At 65.0% G+C, this 19185-nt stretch carries 11 protein-coding genes; all 11 read right to left on the bottom strand.

Annotated features, from left to right (window positions below; all coding sequences use genetic code 11):
* Positions 1–2: 2 nt before the first annotated feature.
* Complete coding sequence (locus RQH14_RS16970) at positions 3–827, bottom strand: inositol monophosphatase family protein (RefSeq protein ID WP_311214324.1); 825 nt, start codon at positions 825–827, stop codon at positions 3–5.
* Positions 824–3130 carry an NAD-dependent DNA ligase LigA gene (gene ligA, locus RQH14_RS16965; protein ID WP_311214323.1) on the bottom strand — a complete coding sequence of 769 codons (2307 nt, stop codon included), beginning with the start codon at positions 3128–3130 and terminating at the stop codon, positions 824–826. Before ligA ends, RQH14_RS16970 begins: the two co-directional genes overlap by 4 nt.
* A gap of 42 nt (positions 3131–3172) precedes the next feature.
* Positions 3173–3781: a hypothetical protein gene (locus RQH14_RS16960; RefSeq protein WP_311214322.1), complete on the bottom strand. Its 609-nt coding sequence runs from the start codon at positions 3779–3781 to the stop codon at positions 3173–3175.
* Between the two features lie 97 nt (positions 3782–3878).
* Positions 3879–8333, bottom strand: coding sequence for an FtsK/SpoIIIE domain-containing protein (locus RQH14_RS16955; RefSeq protein WP_311214321.1), 4455 nt, complete (start codon positions 8331–8333; stop codon positions 3879–3881).
* A complete protein-coding gene (locus RQH14_RS16950; RefSeq protein WP_311214320.1) occupies positions 8330–9034 on the bottom strand; it encodes a hypothetical protein in 705 nt (234 codons plus the stop codon). Before RQH14_RS16950 ends, RQH14_RS16955 begins: the two co-directional genes overlap by 4 nt.
* A 45-nt stretch (positions 9035–9079) precedes the next feature.
* A complete protein-coding gene (locus RQH14_RS16945) occupies positions 9080–10801 on the bottom strand; it encodes a serine/threonine-protein kinase (RefSeq protein ID WP_311214319.1) in 1722 nt (573 codons plus the stop codon).
* Positions 10798–12759 (bottom strand): hypothetical protein, encoded by a 1962-nt coding sequence (locus tag RQH14_RS16940; protein ID WP_311214318.1) that lies wholly within the window; start codon positions 12757–12759, stop codon positions 10798–10800. Before RQH14_RS16940 ends, RQH14_RS16945 begins: the two co-directional genes overlap by 4 nt.
* Positions 12746–13672 (bottom strand): protein phosphatase 2C domain-containing protein, encoded by a 927-nt coding sequence (locus RQH14_RS16935; protein WP_311214317.1) that lies wholly within the window; start codon positions 13670–13672, stop codon positions 12746–12748. Before RQH14_RS16935 ends, RQH14_RS16940 begins: the two co-directional genes overlap by 14 nt.
* Entirely contained in the window at positions 13669–15255 is a 1587-nt protein-coding gene (locus tag RQH14_RS16930) for an RDD family protein (RefSeq protein WP_311214316.1), read from the bottom strand. Before RQH14_RS16930 ends, RQH14_RS16935 begins: the two co-directional genes overlap by 4 nt.
* Complete coding sequence (locus tag RQH14_RS16925) at positions 15248–17740, bottom strand: transglutaminase domain-containing protein (protein WP_311214315.1); 2493 nt, start codon at positions 17738–17740, stop codon at positions 15248–15250. The genes RQH14_RS16930 and RQH14_RS16925 overlap by 8 nt, the downstream gene beginning before the upstream one ends.
* Positions 17737–19140: a DUF58 domain-containing protein gene (locus tag RQH14_RS16920; protein WP_311214314.1), complete on the bottom strand. Its 1404-nt coding sequence runs from the start codon at positions 19138–19140 to the stop codon at positions 17737–17739. Before RQH14_RS16920 ends, RQH14_RS16925 begins: the two co-directional genes overlap by 4 nt.
* Between the last annotated feature and the right edge of the window lie 45 nt (positions 19141–19185).

Raw genomic sequence — 19185 nt, 5'->3', positions numbered from 1 at the left:
GACTACAACGGGAATTTGCCGGACAGTTCCAAAGCACCGGCGCACATCCAGGCCGCCAAGCGGTCTTCGGTGCTGGGCCCACCGTTCAACGGGCTCTCCAACCGTGGTCTGCGCACCCAGCAACCTGCCTCTTCGGCGATCAATGCACCGGCGGAGAAATCGTGCTCGTTCAGGCCACGCTCCCCGTAGGCGTCAAACGTTCCGTCGGCCACCAGGCAGAGGTCCAGCGCAGCGGAACCGAGACGCCGGACGTCAGCAAACCCGTCCATGAGCTCAGCGAGCCCGGCCGACTGGTCTGCGCGGGTAGCGGGATCGTAGCTGAATCCCGTAGCCAGGATGAGCCCCATTCGCCCCTGGACAGGACCTGCCAAGCGTGTGGTCTCTCCACCGACCTCCAGCCAGGCTCCTTGTCCCCGGGCAGCCGAGTAGACGCGACCCAGGGCAGGCGCGTGGACCACCCCGGCCAGCCAAACGCCGTCGGAATCGGCTACGGCCACAGAGGTGGCGTAGTAGGCGATGTTCCGGATGAAGTTGGTGGTCCCGTCCAGGGGGTCAATGGACCAGCGGTACCCGGAAGGCGTGTCCGGCCTGGTGGTGCCGTGCTCCTCGCCAGTGATGGTGTCGTGGGGCCGCTCTGCAAGGATGGCTTCGCGGACAGCGTTCTCGGCAGCGACGTCAAAGGCTGTGACCCAGTCCCCGGCCTCGCCCTTGTTGGTGGTTTCGAGCCCATCGCCGCCCGTGCCGCTGACGGAACGCTGCGCGAGCACAGCAGCACCCGCCGCAGCGGCACGTTTGGCTACTGCCAGGAGCCCGTTCGCATCCGTCATTCGGAGACCGCTTCCGCCGCGTCGGCGTCAGATGCTGCGTCACCGTCAGGTGCGGCTTCGGTGTCCACTCCGGTGGTCGCGGGACCATTGGCGAGCAGTTCCCGGAACCCGTCCTCGTCCAGCACGGGAACTCCCAGCTGCTCCGCCTTGTCCAGCTTGGTGCCGGCGCTTTCGCCGGCCACCAGGTAGCTGGTCTTTTTGGATACGGAGCCAGAGGCCTTCCCGCCTCGGATAATGATGGCTTCCTTGGCTTCGTCCCGGCTGAAGTTGGGCAAAGTACCGGTAACAACAATGGTGAGGCCTTCAAGGGTGCGTGGCACGGACGTGTCCCGCTCGTCTTCCATCCGCACGCCGGCAGCTGCCCACTTGTCCACGATCTCGTTGTGCCAGTCCACGGCGAACCATTCCTGGAGTGCCACCGCAATGGTGGGACCCACACCGTCCACGTGGGCCATCTGCTCTTCCGTGGCATTCCTGATGGCGTCCATGCTGCCGAAGGCGGTAGCCAGGGCCCGCGAAGCTGTGGGACCAACGTGCCTGATGGAGAGGGCTACCAAAACACGCCAGAGCGGCTGCTTCTTGGCTTTCTCCAACTCCACAAACAGTTTCTCGGTGGTGGCCGTTGGCTTGGACGGGGACTTGGCTGTGCCCTTGGTGAAGAAGTACGGAACCAGCTCGTGCTCGCCCGTGCCCACGCCCTTGGAGCGCTTCTCCCTGCGGATCAGGACGTCGGCCAGGTCCTCGCGAGTGAGGCTGAACAGTCCCGCTTCGCTGGTCAGGGGTGGCGTCTCGGGTTCCGCCGGCTGCGTGAGGGCGATGGCAGCTTCCCACCCCAGAGCTTCAATATCGAACGCGCCACGGCCCGCGAGGTGGAACACGCGCTCACGCAGCTGCGACGGGCACGACTTCGCATTGGGGCAGCGAATGTCCACATCGCCTTCCTTCGACGGCGCCAGCGGCGTGCCACACGAAGGGCATTCGGTGGGCATCACGAATTCACGGACAGGTGGATCCTGTTTGTCACGCAGGGCCAGCACGGGGCCCACAATTTCGGGGATGACATCGCCGGCTTTTCGAAGGATCACGATGTCGCCGATCATGACGCCCTTGGCCTTGACCACGTCCTGGTTGTGCAGCGTCGCCATGCCCACCGTGGAGCCGGCCACCTTGACGGGTTCCATCAAACCGAAGGGAGTCACCCGGCCGGTACGGCCTACGTTGACGGCAATGTCCAGGAGCTTGGTGTGGACTTCTTCCGGCGGGTATTTGTACGCAGCAGCCCACCTTGGAACGCGGGAGGTGTAGCCGAGGGCCCGTTGGGTGGCGAAGTCGTCGATCTTGACCACAATGCCGTCGATCTCATGTGCGAGGTCGTGCCGGTGCTCGCCGTAGTGCCCGATGAACTCAAGGACCTCGTCAAAGGTGTCCAGGACCTTGAGGTATGGGCTGGTGGGAAGCCCCCATGCCTCAAGGAGTTTGTAGGTTTCGGACTGGCTCTTGGCTTCCAAGCCTTCGCGGGCGCCGATGCCGTGGACGTACATGCTGAGGGGCCGTTTGGCGGTTTCTGCAGGATCCTTTTGGCGCAGCGAGCCAGCGGCGGCGTTCCGGGGGTTGGCTAGCGGGGCTTTGCCGGCGGCCACGAGGGTCTCGTTGAACTCGACGAAGGCCTTGGAGGGGATAAATACCTCACCCCGGATTTCGACTTCAGAGGGATACCCGGATCCGTTGAGTTCGCGTGGGATTTCCTTGATGGTCAGGACGTTGTGGGTGATGTCCTCACCAGTTGTGCCATCGCCGCGCGTGGCCGCACGGACGAGCTTGCCTTCGCGGTAGAGGAGGTTCACGGCGAGGCCGTCGATCTTCAACTCGGTCAGCCAGGCGATGGGCGGAACGGAGTCTCCGAGCTTGGCCACGGAGGATTCTGCCTTCCGCACCCAGGCCTCAAGCTCGTCCAAGGAGAAGACGTCATCCAGGCTGTACATCCGTTGCAGGTGCTCCACGGCAGCGAACGCCGAGGAGACCTCGCCGCCTACTTCCTGCGTGGGAGAGTCATTCGAGACAAGCTCCGGGTGGAGTGCTTCCATCTCCTCCAGGCGACGGTACAGTTCGTCAAACTCGGCGTCGGATACCGTGGGTGAGTCTTCCTGGTAATAGGCATACCGGTACTTGCGGACGAGGTCGGCCAGTTGCTCGTACTCATCGCGCAAAGACTCCGAAGGTGGGGTCCCCTCCGCTTCCACGACGGCTGCAGCCGCCTGTTCGCCTGTGGTTTCTACCGGATTCGCAGTTTCTGGTGTGCTCACACGTCTATCTTGCCGCAAGCCAACGACATTTTTGCGGCGGAGCTAATGCGACGAGAGCCGGTTCTTGCTCCACAGCGCAAACGCCAGGCCGCCCAGGCCCACCAGGAGAACGCCGCCCAGGATGCCGAAAAGGCCCAGCATGTTGGGGCCGGAGATGGACGTGCTGGCCATGGCGGCGGCCTGCGTCTCCTTGCCCTTGTCCACCGGAGTGTTCCAGTTCGACGACATGGAAGGACTGGGGCTGGCTGAGCTGGGAGTCGCAGAAGGAGAGGCCGACGACGTTGCTGAGGCCACGGTCGCCTCGGGGGTGGGCGTGGGTTCGGACGGGCCCGACGCCGGACCGGTCACCCGGGGTGCCACGGTGACGAACTGGGTGACGGCAGGCTGGGGTGCCTGGACAGGCGGTTCGGGAGCGGCCGGGGCAGGTGCCGGAGCTTTCTGCGTTTCGCGGACACGGGTCGGTTCGGGCTTGGACGTGGGTTTCTTGTCCGCTTCAGGAGCCAGCGCAGGCTGGGTCGGCGACGGGTCGTCAGCTCCCTCGGTGGGGGCACAGGAGAGCTTCCCGTCGCACGGAGCAGCGTGGACGGCAGCAGCAGGCGCCAACAGCAGACCAGCGGTAAGAAGAACGGCAGGGACAACGGAGTGTCGCATAAAAGTAACCTCAGCTGGGGCGTTGGGGCGCCGCCAGTTTTCAAGAAGTTCGGGTGTTTTGTGAAATCCTCCTACATCCCCCGCGCTGCGGCAAATCCTACGTTCGGTTCTCTGGTGGCATGGCGATCTGCAGTTTGCGTACCTTGCCACGTCCAACAATGTATCCACGGCCGGGAATGAAGTCGGTGCTGATCCTGCCCAAGGAGGTGTTGAGGAGGCTGTCGCCCTCCACGTCTCCCGGGTTGAGCAACAGCCCACGGCGCCCGGACTTGAACGGCTGTGCCAAGGACCAGGCCTGGGACCAGGTGGACGTTTCAGACTCGCCCACCACCCATTGATCGGCCTTGATGGCCGCCGTGACCAGGCGGCCAACCCCTGATTCTGCCAATGTATCCGTGAACTCGGTCAGGCCCTCGATGAAAATGGCCATGCTGCCCGGGTTGTCCGAGGCTTTGTCGATCAGGTCATCCACGACATCGGAAACCTCGTCCGGGCCTACCAGCGAACGGCTCCAAATGTTCAGGGATGCAACAGCGGAACGGCGCGAGCCGATGTAGATCAGGTCTGTCCGCGGGTTGGAGCGGCGCAAGGCGTACGCCAGGGTCACCAGCGCCACCGAACGTCCGGCACCCGGAGGGCCCGCGAGGAGGAGCGAGCCCTTGGCGGCGATGGCCGCAGAACCCAATGTCTCGTCGTCGACACCAATAACGGGGTTGTCCGGAGAGCCGGTGGGCAGGATGTCCAGGTCCACCAGCTCCGGGAGGCGCTGGATTTGCGGTGCTTGCTCGAGTCCTTGACGGACCATGGCCTGGCTGAGCTTGGCCACTTCGCGCGCCTGCAGTGCCAGGTTTGAGTTGCCACCCAGCACGGCCAGCTGGACTTCGAGTCCGTCCAGCAACCCACGCCCGGGAGGAGATGCGGCGTTGAGGACATCCTTGGGGACGTCCAGGGTCATGTAGTCGTCTTCGGAGCTGAGGCGCAGGACCAACCGCTTCTGGATGGAAGCAAGGAGCGACGCCGGGACAGAGTTGGTGCGGTCACCGCTGACGACCAGGTGGATGCCCAGGGGACGTCCGTCGGTGGCCAGTGTCAGGAAGATGTCCCACAGAGCGGACAGCTTGCTGTACTCGTATCCTTCCCGGAAGGAGGACATGCCATCGACCAGGATGAAGATGCGCTTCTCGTCCGGTCGGTTGGCCAACTGCCGGTACTCCACGATCGTGGAGGCCCTGACTTCGGCGAACCGGGCAGCGCGGTCGTCGGCTACTTCCTTGAGCCAGCGGAGCAGGCGGCCAACGCGTTCGACGTCGTCGCCGTTGATGATTTCACCAACGTGCGGGAGCCCGTCCAGCATCTTCAGGCCGGAGGAACCGCAGTCGATGCCGTAAACATGCACCGGGCCACCGCGGGGTGTGACTGCGGCAGCGATGGCAATACTGCGCAGCGCAGCCGATTTTCCGGATCCACCCGTACCGTAGACGGCCATGTTGCCGTCCTTGTCCGGTTCGTAGAACACGGTGGGCTGGTCCTGGTGGGCGGGATCGTCCGCGACGCCCAACAGGAGCCGCTCATCCGTCCGCGGATTCGGGAGCTTGGAGAAGTCGTAGGTGGTGGCCAGTTCGTTGAGCCACGGCTTCCGGGGAGGCTCGATGGAGAGGACGTCCGCGGCACGGATGATGTTTTCCGTCATCCGGGCGATGTCGTTCGGCCCCGCGGGTTCTTCCTCTACTTGGGCCACCAACGGCGGTTCCCAGGTGGGCCCGGACCCGAAGGCCATCTCCACGATGTCGATTCGCGGACGCTGGGGTTTCTCGGTGGTCCAGCCACCGGCATATCCGGTCTGGAAGCCTTGGATCCGCCCGGGGCCGGTCTTCGCGGCGCCACGGCCCGGAATGGAGGGGTCGAAATAGGCGGCAGTGGGAACACCAAGAATGTCCACGGCATCCACTTCATCGGCCATGCGCAAAGCGACGCGGAGGTTGGTGTTGGCACGCAGGTTGTCTTTGATGACACCGGCGGGCCGCTGGGTGGCAAGGATCAGGTGCAGGCCCAGGGAACGGCCACGGGCAGCGACGTCCACCACGCCGTCCACGAACTCGGGAACTTCCGTAGCCAGCGCCGCAAATTCGTCCACGATGATGATCAGGTACGGTGGGGCCTCGGGATCGGCTTCGCGTTGCAACGCCAGCAGGTCCTTGGCTTTCTTGCGGTTCAGGAGCCGTTCCCGATAGTGCAGTTCGGCACGCAGGGAGGTCAGCGCACGGCGGACCAGATGCGGGGACAAGTCCGTGACCAGGCCCACGGTGTGGGGCAGGTGGAGGCAGTCCGCGAATGCTGCGCCGCCCTTGTAGTCCACGAACAGGAAGCTGACACGGTCCGGGCTGTATGCCGCGGCCATGCCCATCACCCAGGACTGGAGGAATTCGGACTTGCCGGCACCGGTGGTTCCGCCCACCAGCGCGTGGGGTCCCTCGTTCTTCAGGTCGAGGTAAAACGGTTCCACACCCTTGGAACCAACCAAAGCCCGGAGGCTGCCGCTGTCCTTGCGGTTGGGCACGGACGAGGCGTGGACCGAGTTGTTTTCCTGCCATCGCTCGGCCACAGCCTGCGGGTTGTCCATCAATTCCTTGCCGATCAACGTGGCGTAGGAAACGGCACGCGGGAGGTCGGAGTCGTCGTCGAGCGGGTTTCCGACGTCCACCAGCGGCGACATCATGCGGGCCAGCTGGGTGGCGAGGTCCGCATCGAGGCTTTCGCAGCTCACGGGATAGGTGTGGCGGCCCAGGCGGACCTGGCCTGTGGTGGTGCCGTGATCGCCGTCGACGGAAAGGAAGTCGCGGCACGCCGCGGGGAGGGACTGCACGTTGGCGGCCACCCACATGATGTGCACGCCGTAGTCCGGTCCGCGTTCCACCAAGCGCGTGAGGCGTCCGCGGTCCACGGGGGCATCGTCTTCGACGATCACCAGGACAGCGGGCACAACAGGGGCCGGGATTTCTTCGTGCTCGTTCTTGAGCCCGGGGCGATGCTGCGGACCCGGTTCCTTGGCCATGGACTCGCGCTCTTCCACGAGGCTTTCCAAGCGGGACAACAGGGCAGCACCAGCGCCAGGGCCTGCGGCGAGGTGGTCGCCGGATAACGGGCTGTGGCCTGAACCGACGTGCGGGAGCCATTGCAGCCAGTCCCAACGTTCACGGGAGCGCGCCGAGGTCAGCGAGGTCAGGACCACTTCTGCCGGCGAGTGGAGACCTACCAGTTGGAGCACCATCCCGCGGGCAACATCATCCACCACGCTGCGGTCCCCTGCCACGCCGAACGATCCGGAGGTCCGCAGTTGGGAAACAATGGGCACGCCCTCGATGACCCGGACCTGCTGAAGGCATTCCTGGATTTCCCGCATGTACTGCGGTTCGGTTTCGTTGGCGCCCGGCTCGTCGAAGGGGATGCGCGACGGCGCGGAGCCCAGCCCGAAACGGACGCCCAGGAAGTGCTGGTGCTCGGGACGGTTGGTCCACAGCAAGGGGCCAAGTTTGTAGATCGCGTCCACGGTATCGCTGACGGAGGGCGCTTCCTGGAGCCTGACGGCGCGCTCGATGTTCTGTTGCCGGTCGATGTCCTCACGGAATGCCAGCATGGCGGCCTTGAACTGCTTGTGGCCTTCCTTGGCCTGGCGCTTGCTCTGCATCTTGTGGTCTACGTAATGCCCCACGATGAACAGCGGCATCATGGCCATGAAGAGAACAGAGAGCAGGTTCTGGGTGACGGCAAAGAGCACGCCGCCCATCAGCAGCGGCGCCACCAGCATGATGTAGGGGAACGGCTGGTGCTCGGGGCGCTTCGGACCCGCCGGCGGCACGCGTTTGGGCGATTCGAACCTCGGCAGGACCCGCGGTGACCGGTTGAAGTCCACCAACGGCGACGACGGACCACCGCTGTGGTTCCGGGACAATGCCACCACACCAACGCTGGTGTCGCCCAAAGTGACCGTGTCCGAGGATTGCAGCGTCGCCCGCGTGACGGGCAACCCGTCCATGAGCAGCCCGTTGGCAGAGTTCGTATCCACGATCTCCACGGTCTCGCCCACGGTGACGCGGGCGTGACGCTTGGACGTCAGGGGGTCGGAAAGCCTGATGTCGGCGTCCCTGTCCCGGCCGATGTAGCTGGTGCCGAAAGGCAGCGAAAATTCGCGCCCGACGTCGGGCCCTGACATGACGCGCAACGTCGCCGCTGCCGGTCCCCTGTTACCGCCGTTGGCGTGGCCGTTCGAGGCAAACTGTTCACTGACCTGCGCGAGCGAGACCTTGGAACCGGGCCGCAAGCCGGACTCCAGCAAGTTGTCGGTGGGCCGCAGGACGTGTCCGGACAGGCCACCGCCAACAAACGCTTCGTCCACGCTGATGGACAGGTTCGACGGCGGTTCGGTCCCCTTGCGTACGGGGTCGGCGGCCCAGAGCTCCGTGGCGATGTCAGCAACGGTGGCACGACCATCCACCGTCACGGCGAGGTCCTTTGCTTCTGCAGGATCGCGCCGCAAGGTCAGGCGAAACTTCATCCTTCGTCGACTCCAGTCATTTTTTCAAGGAGGTGCAAATCGGCCGGGGTCACCAGATGCGAGGTCACTGCGTGCTCCACCAGGCGGGCACGGCGGTTGGTGGCGAGTTTCCCGGCACCACCGCGCAAACCAACCACTCCCACGCGGTCCAGTTTGTCGCACACGTTATCCAGCTTGCGGTTGAACCGTGTCAGGGCCCAACCCAGCCGTTTGGCGGCCTCCGCCGACGACGGAATGGCGCTGAAACCAGTGCCATCACGTCGCAGCATTGGTTCAGCCAAGGCAACGATCAGGGCCTTCTGCGAGTCCGTGAAGACCACAGGGCCAATAGTGGTGTCCCCCGCCTGGTCCTCTTCGCGGGCCTCATGCCGGAACGACGGCGTCTTCAAGTGGACGGCGAACTCATACGTCGTGGGCCCGGCCGTGAAGATCACGTTAGTGTGGCTGAAGACCAACGGGATCCTGGCACCGGGCGCAAGCCAGGCCTGCATGCCGCCCGAACCATCCGCGATGGTGGCAGACAACATGCTGCCCACATTGCTGAGCCACCACATGCCGTCGTAACGGGCGATCTGCAGGAAGCGTCGGTGAAGGTACGGGTTGTCGTCGACCTCCAGGTCGCCTTCGCGACCAATGTCAAAGACGTCTTCGTCGGATGGTTCGTACCATTCCCCACAGAAATCTATTGCTAGATCCCCCATGATCTGTGCCTCCTCAGTCGGCAATAAGTAAGTGTCATATGCCGGCTACTCTTCCAGGCAGGCGATGGAATCCGGACCGCCGGGTGATGCCGAGCCGTCAGCCCTGACGATGATGACCTGCACGCAGATTGGCTTCTCGGTGGTGCTGGAAAGGAGCGCCCAGCTGGCCAGGGTCGACTCATACGGACCCTCGGACTTTGCAGACTTTGTGCGCCACTTGAAAGTGTCACCCGGCTTGAGCTCCACGTAGTCCCACCGGAAGAAGATCAGGGGCGGACCAGTACCGCCGGTCTGCACTTCAGGGTGAAGCCCCTGTACGTCAGGAACACTGCCGTCGCTCAGAGCATCAGCAGGCGGCTTGCTCGCTGATTCGGTGGGTGCCACCTTAGGCTGCGCCTGGGCGCCCAAAACCACGCCCACCACGATGGCGACTACCAGGACCACCGCACCTGTTGCGGCGAGCCAGAGATTGCGCTTGCTGTGGTCGGCGGGAGCGCCATCCTGCGAATCCTGCGAAGCGGGAGCATTGGAGCGCCTGACCGTAGCGCCGGAGTCGTCCTGTGCAGTGGTGGATTGCCAGCCGCGCAGGACGGTGGACTCCCCCGTGTCCTGTTCTACTGGAGCCGGGCCCGCCGGGGCAAAGTACGGTCCTTGGGGCGGCGCGTGGAACAGCGGCGGGGCGGCCTGCGGGGGCTGGGCCGGCTGCGTCGTAGGCGCGGGCTGCGTCGGTGTCGATGTGGTGCCCGGAACGGTGGAGGGAAACGTCCGGGCCGGGAAGGTGGGGGCCGAACCGGTTGTGGCCGTACCGGAAGCATCGGGGTCGATCGCCGCGATGCTCCGAACCCGGGTTTCCTCGAAGTTGTCGTCCGGGTGCTGCTCATCGCCGTGGCCGGGTTCTTCGAGGACTTCGAAGGGCGTTACCGACAAGTTCAGCTCGGTCTGGATCCGCTGGAGCGCCAGCGCGAAAGCATGCGCCGACGAGTAGCGCGATTCAGGAGACTTGGCCATGGACGTGGCCAGGACCAACTCCAGGGATTCCGGGACATCGGCCCGGCCGAGCCTGGGCAACGGCGAGTTGGTGATACGGGAAATCAGTTCCCGCTGCGAGTTGTCCTGCCCGGGCAGCACGAACGGTGAACGACCGGCCAGCAGGGTATAAAGTGTGGCGCCCAAGGCCCAAATGTCCACGGGAACCCCGTCCACCGCGCCACCCCGGAACTGCTCGGGCGGCGACCAAGGAATGGACATGCCGGCGTCGTCCTCGGTGTCGGCGCCGATGGTGCCGGAAATACCAAAGTCCGTCAGCGCGGGACGGTTGTAGTCGGTGACCAGGATGTTGGCCGGTTTGATGTCACGGTGGACGATGCCGGCCCGGTGCGCGGTCTCGACGGCGGACGCCACCTGGATGCCGACGGCCAGGACCTCGTCCACGCTGAAGCGCTGACGGCGGTACCGGACATCGAGGCTTGGCCTGGAGCAGTACTCCATGGCGAGGTACGAGTGGCCGCTCTCCGTAATCTCGGCTTCGAAGATCGTCACGATGTAAGGGTGCGACGACAACTGCGCCATCAGGTTCGCCTCGGACTCGAAGCGCCGGCGTGCGCCCTCGGTCTTCAGGTCTGACAGCAGCACTTTGACGGCCACTTTACGACGGGGCCGGTCTTGCTCATACAGGTAAACATCCGAGAATCCACCAGAGCCCAGCAGGCTGACGTACTGGAATCCCGGAATGGGTGGAGGCGGCGCGGGGGGCCTCTTGGAACTCAAAGAATCTCCTCGAAACGCAATGAAATGTCGTCACCCAACTCGGCGATATCGCCGTCCAGCAGAATGGCCATTTCGTTTTGGGCAAGTCGGCGGGGGGCCTGGCCTTCCCTGATCAACACTGTTCCGTTGGTTGCCTTCAGGTCGCACAACATGACGTGCCAACCCTCCAGCCTGACCTCGACGTGGGAACGGGAGATGTCCCCTCCGGGACTCTCCACCTGCACCAACCTGGGCATGGTGCCGCCTTGGACACGGGAAACGGAAGGTTGCCGTCCAATGATCAGCGACTGGTCAAGATCGATCAGCTCGCCCGTGGAAAGACGCATGCGGCCAAGACGCGGACGTTGGACCTGCTCAGCATCGCCGGATAGTGCCGTGCCGCAGACAGAACACTGCGGATACGTGGGGGGATTCGCGTGTCCTTGAGCACACACCCGTGCCAACACGCTTGGCCCATTGGCAACCGCAGCGTCCGGGGCAGCTAATGCCGGTTTGGCCGCGTCCTTGTTCCCGGCAGCCAGGCTGCTCTTCATGATGGTCTGGCCGTCATGGTCTGAATCTTCGTCGACGACGCCTGCGGACGCTGCAGGGGGCCAGGCGCCCGGAAGCTGCGGGGCAGGGTCCGCGCTGGGCTGTGACGGGGCCGGGCCTGTGGACGGCACGGACCCTATGGACGGAGCAGCGGGCATGCTCGAAGGCGCCGGTGCTGCACTGCCTGAATCCGCTGCTGTGGGGCTGCTCCGCAGCCAGGGTACGGAATCGATCAGACCCGTCCCTGGGGCGGCCGGGAGATGCCCTGCTGGAGATTGCATGGCTGGAGGTTGCGCTAATGGCACAGGGGTCTGTTGTGCCGGAACTGAAGGTCCCGGACCCTGCGGTTCTTCAGCAGGTGCTGCGGGCATGGGCGCCGGAGCCACCGAAGCACCCGGCGTTTTTGACACTGGGGCATCATGGTCGTCGGAGTCGTCCTCCGCCCGGACGGCAGCATCTTCGATGGTGCGCATCACCGTCTTATCCCACAGGTGATCGTAGTTGGTGGTGTTTTCCAGCGTGGGGACCAGCGGATCTGTGGTGCTGGTGTGGACGGGTTCCCCGGGCTCTTCGAGAGCCTCCGTCGCGATTGCATTCTGCTCGCTTGGATCTGAAGAGGTCTCTCCCGCCGAAGCAGGCGCCGGTGAAGCATCTCCATCCGCCGAAGGCAGGCCGGCGGCGGGCTCGTCAGCGGCGGACTCGGCTGAGGACTCTTCTCCGAAATCAGGTTCTCCGGCACTCCCAGAAGCCGCAGGTTCACCGGAAGGTTCATCGCCGGGAGCTGACTCCGTCCCCAGCCCCAAGTGGCCCGGAGCGATGGTCAGGCCAAGGTCCGTCTCCGTATAACCGATCATGGTTTCGTCGGAAACCTTGTCCGGGACGGCATGCTGGTTTCCGTCGTTGGCCGGCTCTTCCAACGGAACGACTGCTGCATGGATCACGGGACCCGCGGCGGGGCCGGGTTCGCCGGGAGCGGCTTCGAGTACTGACAACAGCACCACGCCCTCCGTCAGGGGCAGACTGTTCAACGGCATGCCGGAGGCGGAACCGCCCCCGATCCGGAGGCTGTAGGAAGTTGCGCCCGCGATCCTGCGCTCCGTCCAGGTGGTGACGTCACGGCCGGTGAGCTGTTCGGCGCCCGATTCCAACTCGACCAGCAATTCGAGATCTCCACGGAGGAAGACGCGGAGCGCATCCTTGGCGTCGATGATCCCGAACGGAGGGATACGGCTCAACGAAACACCAAAGGCGTCCGTCACCTCGTGAAGGACCTCGTGGGCCTCGGGAGCGGATGCCAGCAACTCCCAGACGGTATCGATCAGCGCGTGCGGTGTATCCGGTCCGAGGAGAACCACGGTTCCGTTCCGCACAACGCCGAACCAGTCACCTTGCTGGTACCGGGTCAGCGAAAGGTTACTGCTTACCATCGACGCCTTCCTCCTGGTCCGCCCCGGATACAACGTCCGTGCCATTCACCCAGGCCCGTGGGAGGGTGTCCTCTTCAACCTCGGAGGCAACCTCGGGCCGGGGCGCCGTGGTGGCGATGCCGGCGTCGTTCATGACGTTCTTGGCGTCCACCACGATGACAGTGACGTTGTCCCGGCCACCGCTTCGCAGGGCAGCCTGGATCAGGGCATCCACGGCATCCTGTGGATGGGCGACGGTGCTGAGGATGCGGAACATGTGGTCATCGCCCAGTTCACCATTGAGGCCGTCGGAGCAGATCATGATCCGGTCACCTTCCTGGATGGGAAGCAACCAGAAATCGGCCTCGGTCTCATCGCCGGTGCCCAGGGCACGGGTCACTACGTGGCGGCGGGGATGAACGGTTGCCTGCTCCGCGGTGATGTCCCCGGAATCCACCAGTTCCTGCACCTCGGAGTGGTCCACGCTGACCTGCGTGAACTCCCCTTGGCTGAGGCGGTAGGTCCTGGAATCACCGATGTTCATCACCAGCCAATAGGGCAGCCCCATCTGTTCCACCACCACCGCGCCGGACAACGTGGTTCCCGCGCGCGCTCCCGTGGCGTTGCGGATGGCTGCGTCAGCCCTCAACAGGCAGGCCTGCAAATCCGCTGCAGATGCGGTTCGTACACCAGCAGCAAGTTCGGGGGCGCTGCCCAAGGCCCGGACGCACATGCCGCTGGCAATTTCGCCGGCCTCATGTCCGCCCATGCCGTCTGCTACCGCAAAGACGGGGTCTGCAGCGATGAACGAATCCTCGTTCAGTTCACGGCGCAGGCCGCGGTCCGTCCCGTAGCCGTAGTTCAGGCCAAAGGATGACCCGCCTGAAGGGGCGCCGGCTTCGGCGTTGGCAGGGGTGGCCGGCTGTGAATTCATGCTTGTCCTAGGTGGAAGGAACGGTCCCCAAAGTGAACGGTGGAACCGGGACGGACCAATACTGCCTGGCCCGGATGGAGCCGCGTCTGGAGACCGTCGGGCGTGGTGACGGCGCTGCCGTTGGTGGAGTTTCGGTCAGTGACCCAGACGCCATCGCCATCCACCCGCAGATGCAGGTGGGTTTTGGAGATGGACCGGCCGGGATCGGCAACCGGCAACAGTTGCTCCACCGCTTCCCCTGGCTGCGCAGCCGGGTTCCTCCCAAGCAGGACTGAACCGCCGAGCTGGACGTCCTGGCCGTCATCTATCCGGATCCGCAGGACCGCTTGTGCCCGCGCCGTGCCGGGGCGCATCTGGGTGCGCTCCACGTCGTCGTCGGGGTGGCCGGCAAAGCCGGCAGCCGGCGCTGACGGTTGCTGGATGACCTGCGGCTGCGGCGTCACGGGAGCCAACTGTTGTGCAGTCGTCGTTGGCCGCGGTGCCGACGGCGGACGCCACTGGTTGGGGTCATGGGAGGGCTGCTGGGCTGCCGGCACCTCAGGGGTCACCTTCGCAGGCGCGGACTGTCCAAAGCCGGCAGGAGTGACAGCAGGGGAAGCGGCAGCAGATGGAGTGACACCGGATGCCGTGGCACCAGTCCTTGCGCCGGTGGGCACTGGAGAAGCCACCGGCTGCACGGGCGGCAGATCCATGGGCGCGAAACTGTAGGGGCCTTGGATGCCACCCGTGGCCACGGGGTTGCGTCCTGCATGGACGTCGAACACCAAAGACTTCGCGGCTTTGTCCTGCCAGCCGCGCAGCTTGCCGTCCTTGTCCCAGGCATTGGAGACCACCACGAGGATGGCCCACACAACACCCAGGAGCATCAGGGGAAGCCCGATCCACAGCACCAGGGTGATCAGGCCAAGGGCAGAAAGAACCACCGAGGTGATCCCGCCGAGGAGCAGGACGCCGCCGGTGATGATGCCCCGCACAAAAACGGCACCGGCACCGGGCGCGTACCCCTCAGCGTCTGAGCTGCGGATTCCCATGAGCTGGTTGCCAACGGTGTTGCCGGACTTGGCCTCGAGTGCCAGCAGCACGAAGATGTAGACCACCGTCACCCCCAGGCCGATGCTGCCCAGGAGGACCAGCAGGCCCGTGTCGTAGACAATGAAGCCGTTCCTCCGGGTTTGCGTGATCCCCGCGATGCCGATGGCGAAGGTGGTGGCCAAGACTGCAATGGGACCAAGCCAGTCCAGCACGGCAGCGCCCAGCCTCTTGCCTGCAGATGCGGGCACCAAGTGAAGCTTGGTGGTCATGGTGGTCCCTCCCCCTGGCCCAGTGATACGGTCCGGCGCCGTGGTGGTTCCCGGAGGCGCCAGGCGAGTCGGCGACGCCGGCGCCGACACTACCGCGATACTACCGGGATCGGGCGGGCCCTGCCGGGTCGCGAACTCCAATGCCGCCCTTTGGGCGTGGTTGATGTTCCCTTCCCTGCGGGCTCCACGGTTGCTCAGCGGGGATCCGCACTGCGTGCAGAACGTCGCCCCGGGAAGGACCGCATGCCTGCAGGCCGGGCAGAGTTCGGCCTCATTATTCATTCGTGGTGTCCTTCTTGAACGGCAAGGTGAAGCGACGGCGCGTCGAGGGGGCGGAGGTTGCCTGGTTCTGGCGCCGGAGGGCAGCCCGCCCGTCCGACAGCAAGGATCGCGGCGAGAACCGGGCCTGCTGGCGCTTCCAGAAACCGACGCTTCCCGTGATGTCGGTCAAGGACGAATCGACGATCTCCCAATAGTGCTTGACCTCGTCCTCGCTCGGTTGGCCGGCGCCAAAGACTGCGGCGTCGGCGCGGTGGGCCAGCATCGTGGTGGTGCCGCCGGCGTTCGGGAACGCCTCCGAGATGACGGTGGCCGATTCACGCCGCGTTGACTTGGTGTCGATCGAGGCGCCCATGTCGGTGGCCAGGCTGATCACTTCGTTCCATCCACCGCCGACCCGCTGGGCAGGGTGGCCATCACGGAAACGTGCCTTCCGGCGTCGTGCTTTCAGCAGAAGGATGAGCAGCAGCGGCAAGGCGAGTATCCCCAAGGGGATCAGCGCAACACCGATGGCTGCCAACAGCGGTCCCCAGAACAGCCAGGGGTTGTTCTTCTTCTCGTCAGCGTCCAGGGCATCCGGCGTGGAGTCCGGCGGCAGGTCCGCGGGCTCCTGCGGCGGGGGCGGCGGCTGCAGCACCTGCGGCTTGGGCTTGGACTTGTTCTCCGGGTCCGGCGGGATGGGCACATTGTCCTTGGGCGGGGTGGGGTCGAACGCAACCCAACCGACGCGGTCAAAGGCCACCTCGACCCAGGCGTGGACGTCCTTGCCGGTGATCTTGATGTCGCCGGCACCGTTTTCGGGGCTCTTGGGATCCGGGTAGAAGCCCATCACCACCCGCGAGGGGATGCCGAGGTGCCGGAGCATGAGGGACATGGAGACGGCGTACTGTTCGTCGTCGCCCAGCATCTGCTTGGCGGAGAGCATGTTGCGGACACGTGCGGCGCTGTGGCCGGGGAGGCTCGGAAGCTGTCCCTCCGTCACCAGGCCGTTGCTGAACGCACCGCTCTTCTGGAAATGCGCTTCGATCTGCCGCACGCGGTCAATGGCTGTCGGCGCATCGGCGGACAGTTCATTGGCCTGCGAGGCAATGATCGGCGGCACTTCCTGCGCCTCGGGCAGCGTCAGCTTCGCGAAGTCGTACTGCGTCAGCTGGCCGTGTTCCAGGGTGCCGGGGTCGGAGACCTGGACGGTGTAGTTCTCGCCCTTGGCCAGGCCCTTGGTGGTGACCGCGGTGTCCGTGCCGGCGTTGAAGTAGAGACCCGACGCCGCGCCGGACGTATCCGCGAAACTCATGCCCGTGGTGTGCCGGCCACCCGGAACGAAATAGCCTTGGTAGTCCTCAACAGTGATGTCCAACGTGTAGTTGGTGCCTTTCACCGGGCTCCCGGTGTCAGCCAGCGTATTGAGCGAGCGGGCGTCTCCCACCTTGCTGAAGTTGCCGGAGCTGTTGGGATCCATGGTGTAGTTCAGGCCGTTGAAGGCATCCAGCGCGGCCAGGCGCACACGAGCGTCCTTGGGCAAGCCCTTAACCGTGAACAGCGTGCTGTCCTTCTCGTCCTTGACGAAGTTCCGGAAGCTCGCCAAAGGAGTGATGTAGTCGCGGGGATCGAACGGCGGGACGATCGTGTTGCGCAGCACCTTCCGGTCGTCGCTGGCGGTGACAATCGGCGACGCGATGGCGGTGACGCCGACGGCGACGGCGATCACGGCTGCAGCAGTCCCCAACCGGCGGAGCTGGCCGCGGCGCGCTGTGCCGGCGTCGGAATCCGGCCTGTTGGCCGAAACCGTCTTGGTGCTCCGCTGACGAAGGACATCGCGGCGGAACGTCGCCCACACGATCGAGACAATGGTCAGGGAGACGCCGCGCTCCACGTTGAGGAATCCTGCGCTGGTGCTGAAGGCGATGCCCGTCACAAACAATGCCAGCACAGGCAGCAACGGCCAGTACGGGCTCTTCAGCCGCCAGGTCAGCAGGCCGGCGACCAAGGCGGTCAGCAGCGAACTGAGGAACGGCACAATGAGCATGCCGTTGGCCGTGCCCACGGGAACGCCGACCGTCAGCATGTCCTTCCAGGCAAACACCACGCCCAGCAGCAGTGTCCGCAACGAATCGAGGCTGGGGAGGACGCCGAAGACCGCTGAATCGGGGACGGCCAAGGCGGAGCCAAACAGCATGTAGGCGCCGAAGGTCACGGCGGCCGTAATCAGCAGGCCGAGGCGAAGATGGGCGTTCAGGACCGCGATGCCCAGTCCAAGCAGCACACCGCCCAAGCCGGCCATCAGATAGTGGGGGTCTCCCCCGAAACTCAGGCTGAATCCGAGGACTCCCAGGAACAGCAACACCACCAAGGCACCGCAGTCCACGGCGAAGTGCCACAGCGGGCGGCCATCGGCAAAGATCGACCCTCCTCCGCGGTTGGCGCGGCCTGTTGACCTGGATCCTTTGGCGGCACGGGGACGCACGCGGAGATTCGGTGCGGTGCTCATGCTGCCGCCTTTCGAAGAACAATGGCCAGATCGTCCAGGTCGCCGACAGTGAGGACCGTCAGGTCTGCAATGTTGGCTCTCGTCGGCGCCGCACCGGGTTGGACACGCACCGCCAGGCTGCGGACTCCGGGAGGCACCGACGCCGCACAGGTACGGAGCTGGGTGGCAGTGACGTGACTGCCCACGACGAAGAACACCACGGAGGCGTTCGGGACGGCGTCGGACAGGTTCCGGGCGAGGTCGACGGCGGTCTTCCGCATCGGCGCCCCGGCAATCCGGGTGGCGTCGTCCAGCAGGTTGCGGCCGGTTTCGCAGCGGAGCGGTCCCTTTTGGGTCAGGACGTCCAAATCGCGCTGTTCACTGATGGCCTGGCGGCCAATGGACGCCGCCACTGAGATGGCCATTTCGAACTCTGGTTCCGAGTCGTATTCGTCAGTGTTGATGGAGAGTGCAATGGCGAGGTGTGCACGACGGGTTTCTTCAAATTGGCGGACCATGAGCTTGTTGGTACGCGCTGTGGTCTTCCAATGGATGTGGCGCCGATCATCACCGGGCACATAATCACGCAGGGCGTGGAAAGAGACATCGGCGCTGGACAGCTCCGTGGTGGGCATGCCTTCAAGGTCGCGGATGAAGCCTGCGGCCGAGCTGCCCAAGGACACCGTGCGGGGATGGACGAACAGGTCCACAGGTTCGGTCCACATCACGCGGCGGCGGAGAAGGTGGAGGGGGTCGGCGCGGACCGAGCGAACCGGACCAACCACGATCACGGCGCGCCGGGCCGTGGGGATGGTGAACAGGTCCTCATGCACCTGCGCCGGCTTCATGCGCGGCAGGTGGAACACCGCGGTGTTGGATCCCACAGGAAGCTCCAGTGCTGCGGGCAACAACGGCCTGGTGGAGACGTTGGACACGGCAATGCTGCCCACGGCGTCGTCACCCACAGCGACGCGCGTGCGGGCGAGGTCCAGGACCACACCGTATGCCGAGCGGCCCACAATGAACGCAATGGCCAGGAGAAACAGCAGGAAAGCCACCATCGCCGCGGACTTCGCTTCCTGCCAGCCCCAGGCCTGTCCTGCCCACCAGAGCCCAATTGCGGCAGCAAGGACCACCCAGCCCAGCAGGCTCACCACGGCGAGGACCGGCCACACGAACTTCAGCCAGACTGCCCGGACGTTGCGCCAAGCGGGTGAGAGGAACTCGCCTGCTGTTCCCGCGGCTTCGGCCCATACAGCGGCCGGGTGCAGGGAGCTGGGTTTGCGCGCTTTCCCGGGACGGCCAGGGCGGCTGCCTGGTTCGTTGCGGGATGTACGGGCGCCGCGAATCTTGCCGCTCACAGCGGCCGTTGCGCGCTTGAACGAGTCAGCAGCCCTGGTCAGGGGTGTGCTGGAGGACATGTGGAGGCCTTTGTTTGAACTGGGGTGCAGGTGGGGTGCGATGAG

The organism is Arthrobacter sp. WCS2018Hpa-7, from assembly GCF_031843805.1.
Lineage (GTDB): Bacteria > Actinomycetota > Actinomycetes > Actinomycetales > Micrococcaceae > Arthrobacter.
This window is presented reverse-complemented; position numbering and strand designations above follow the sequence as displayed.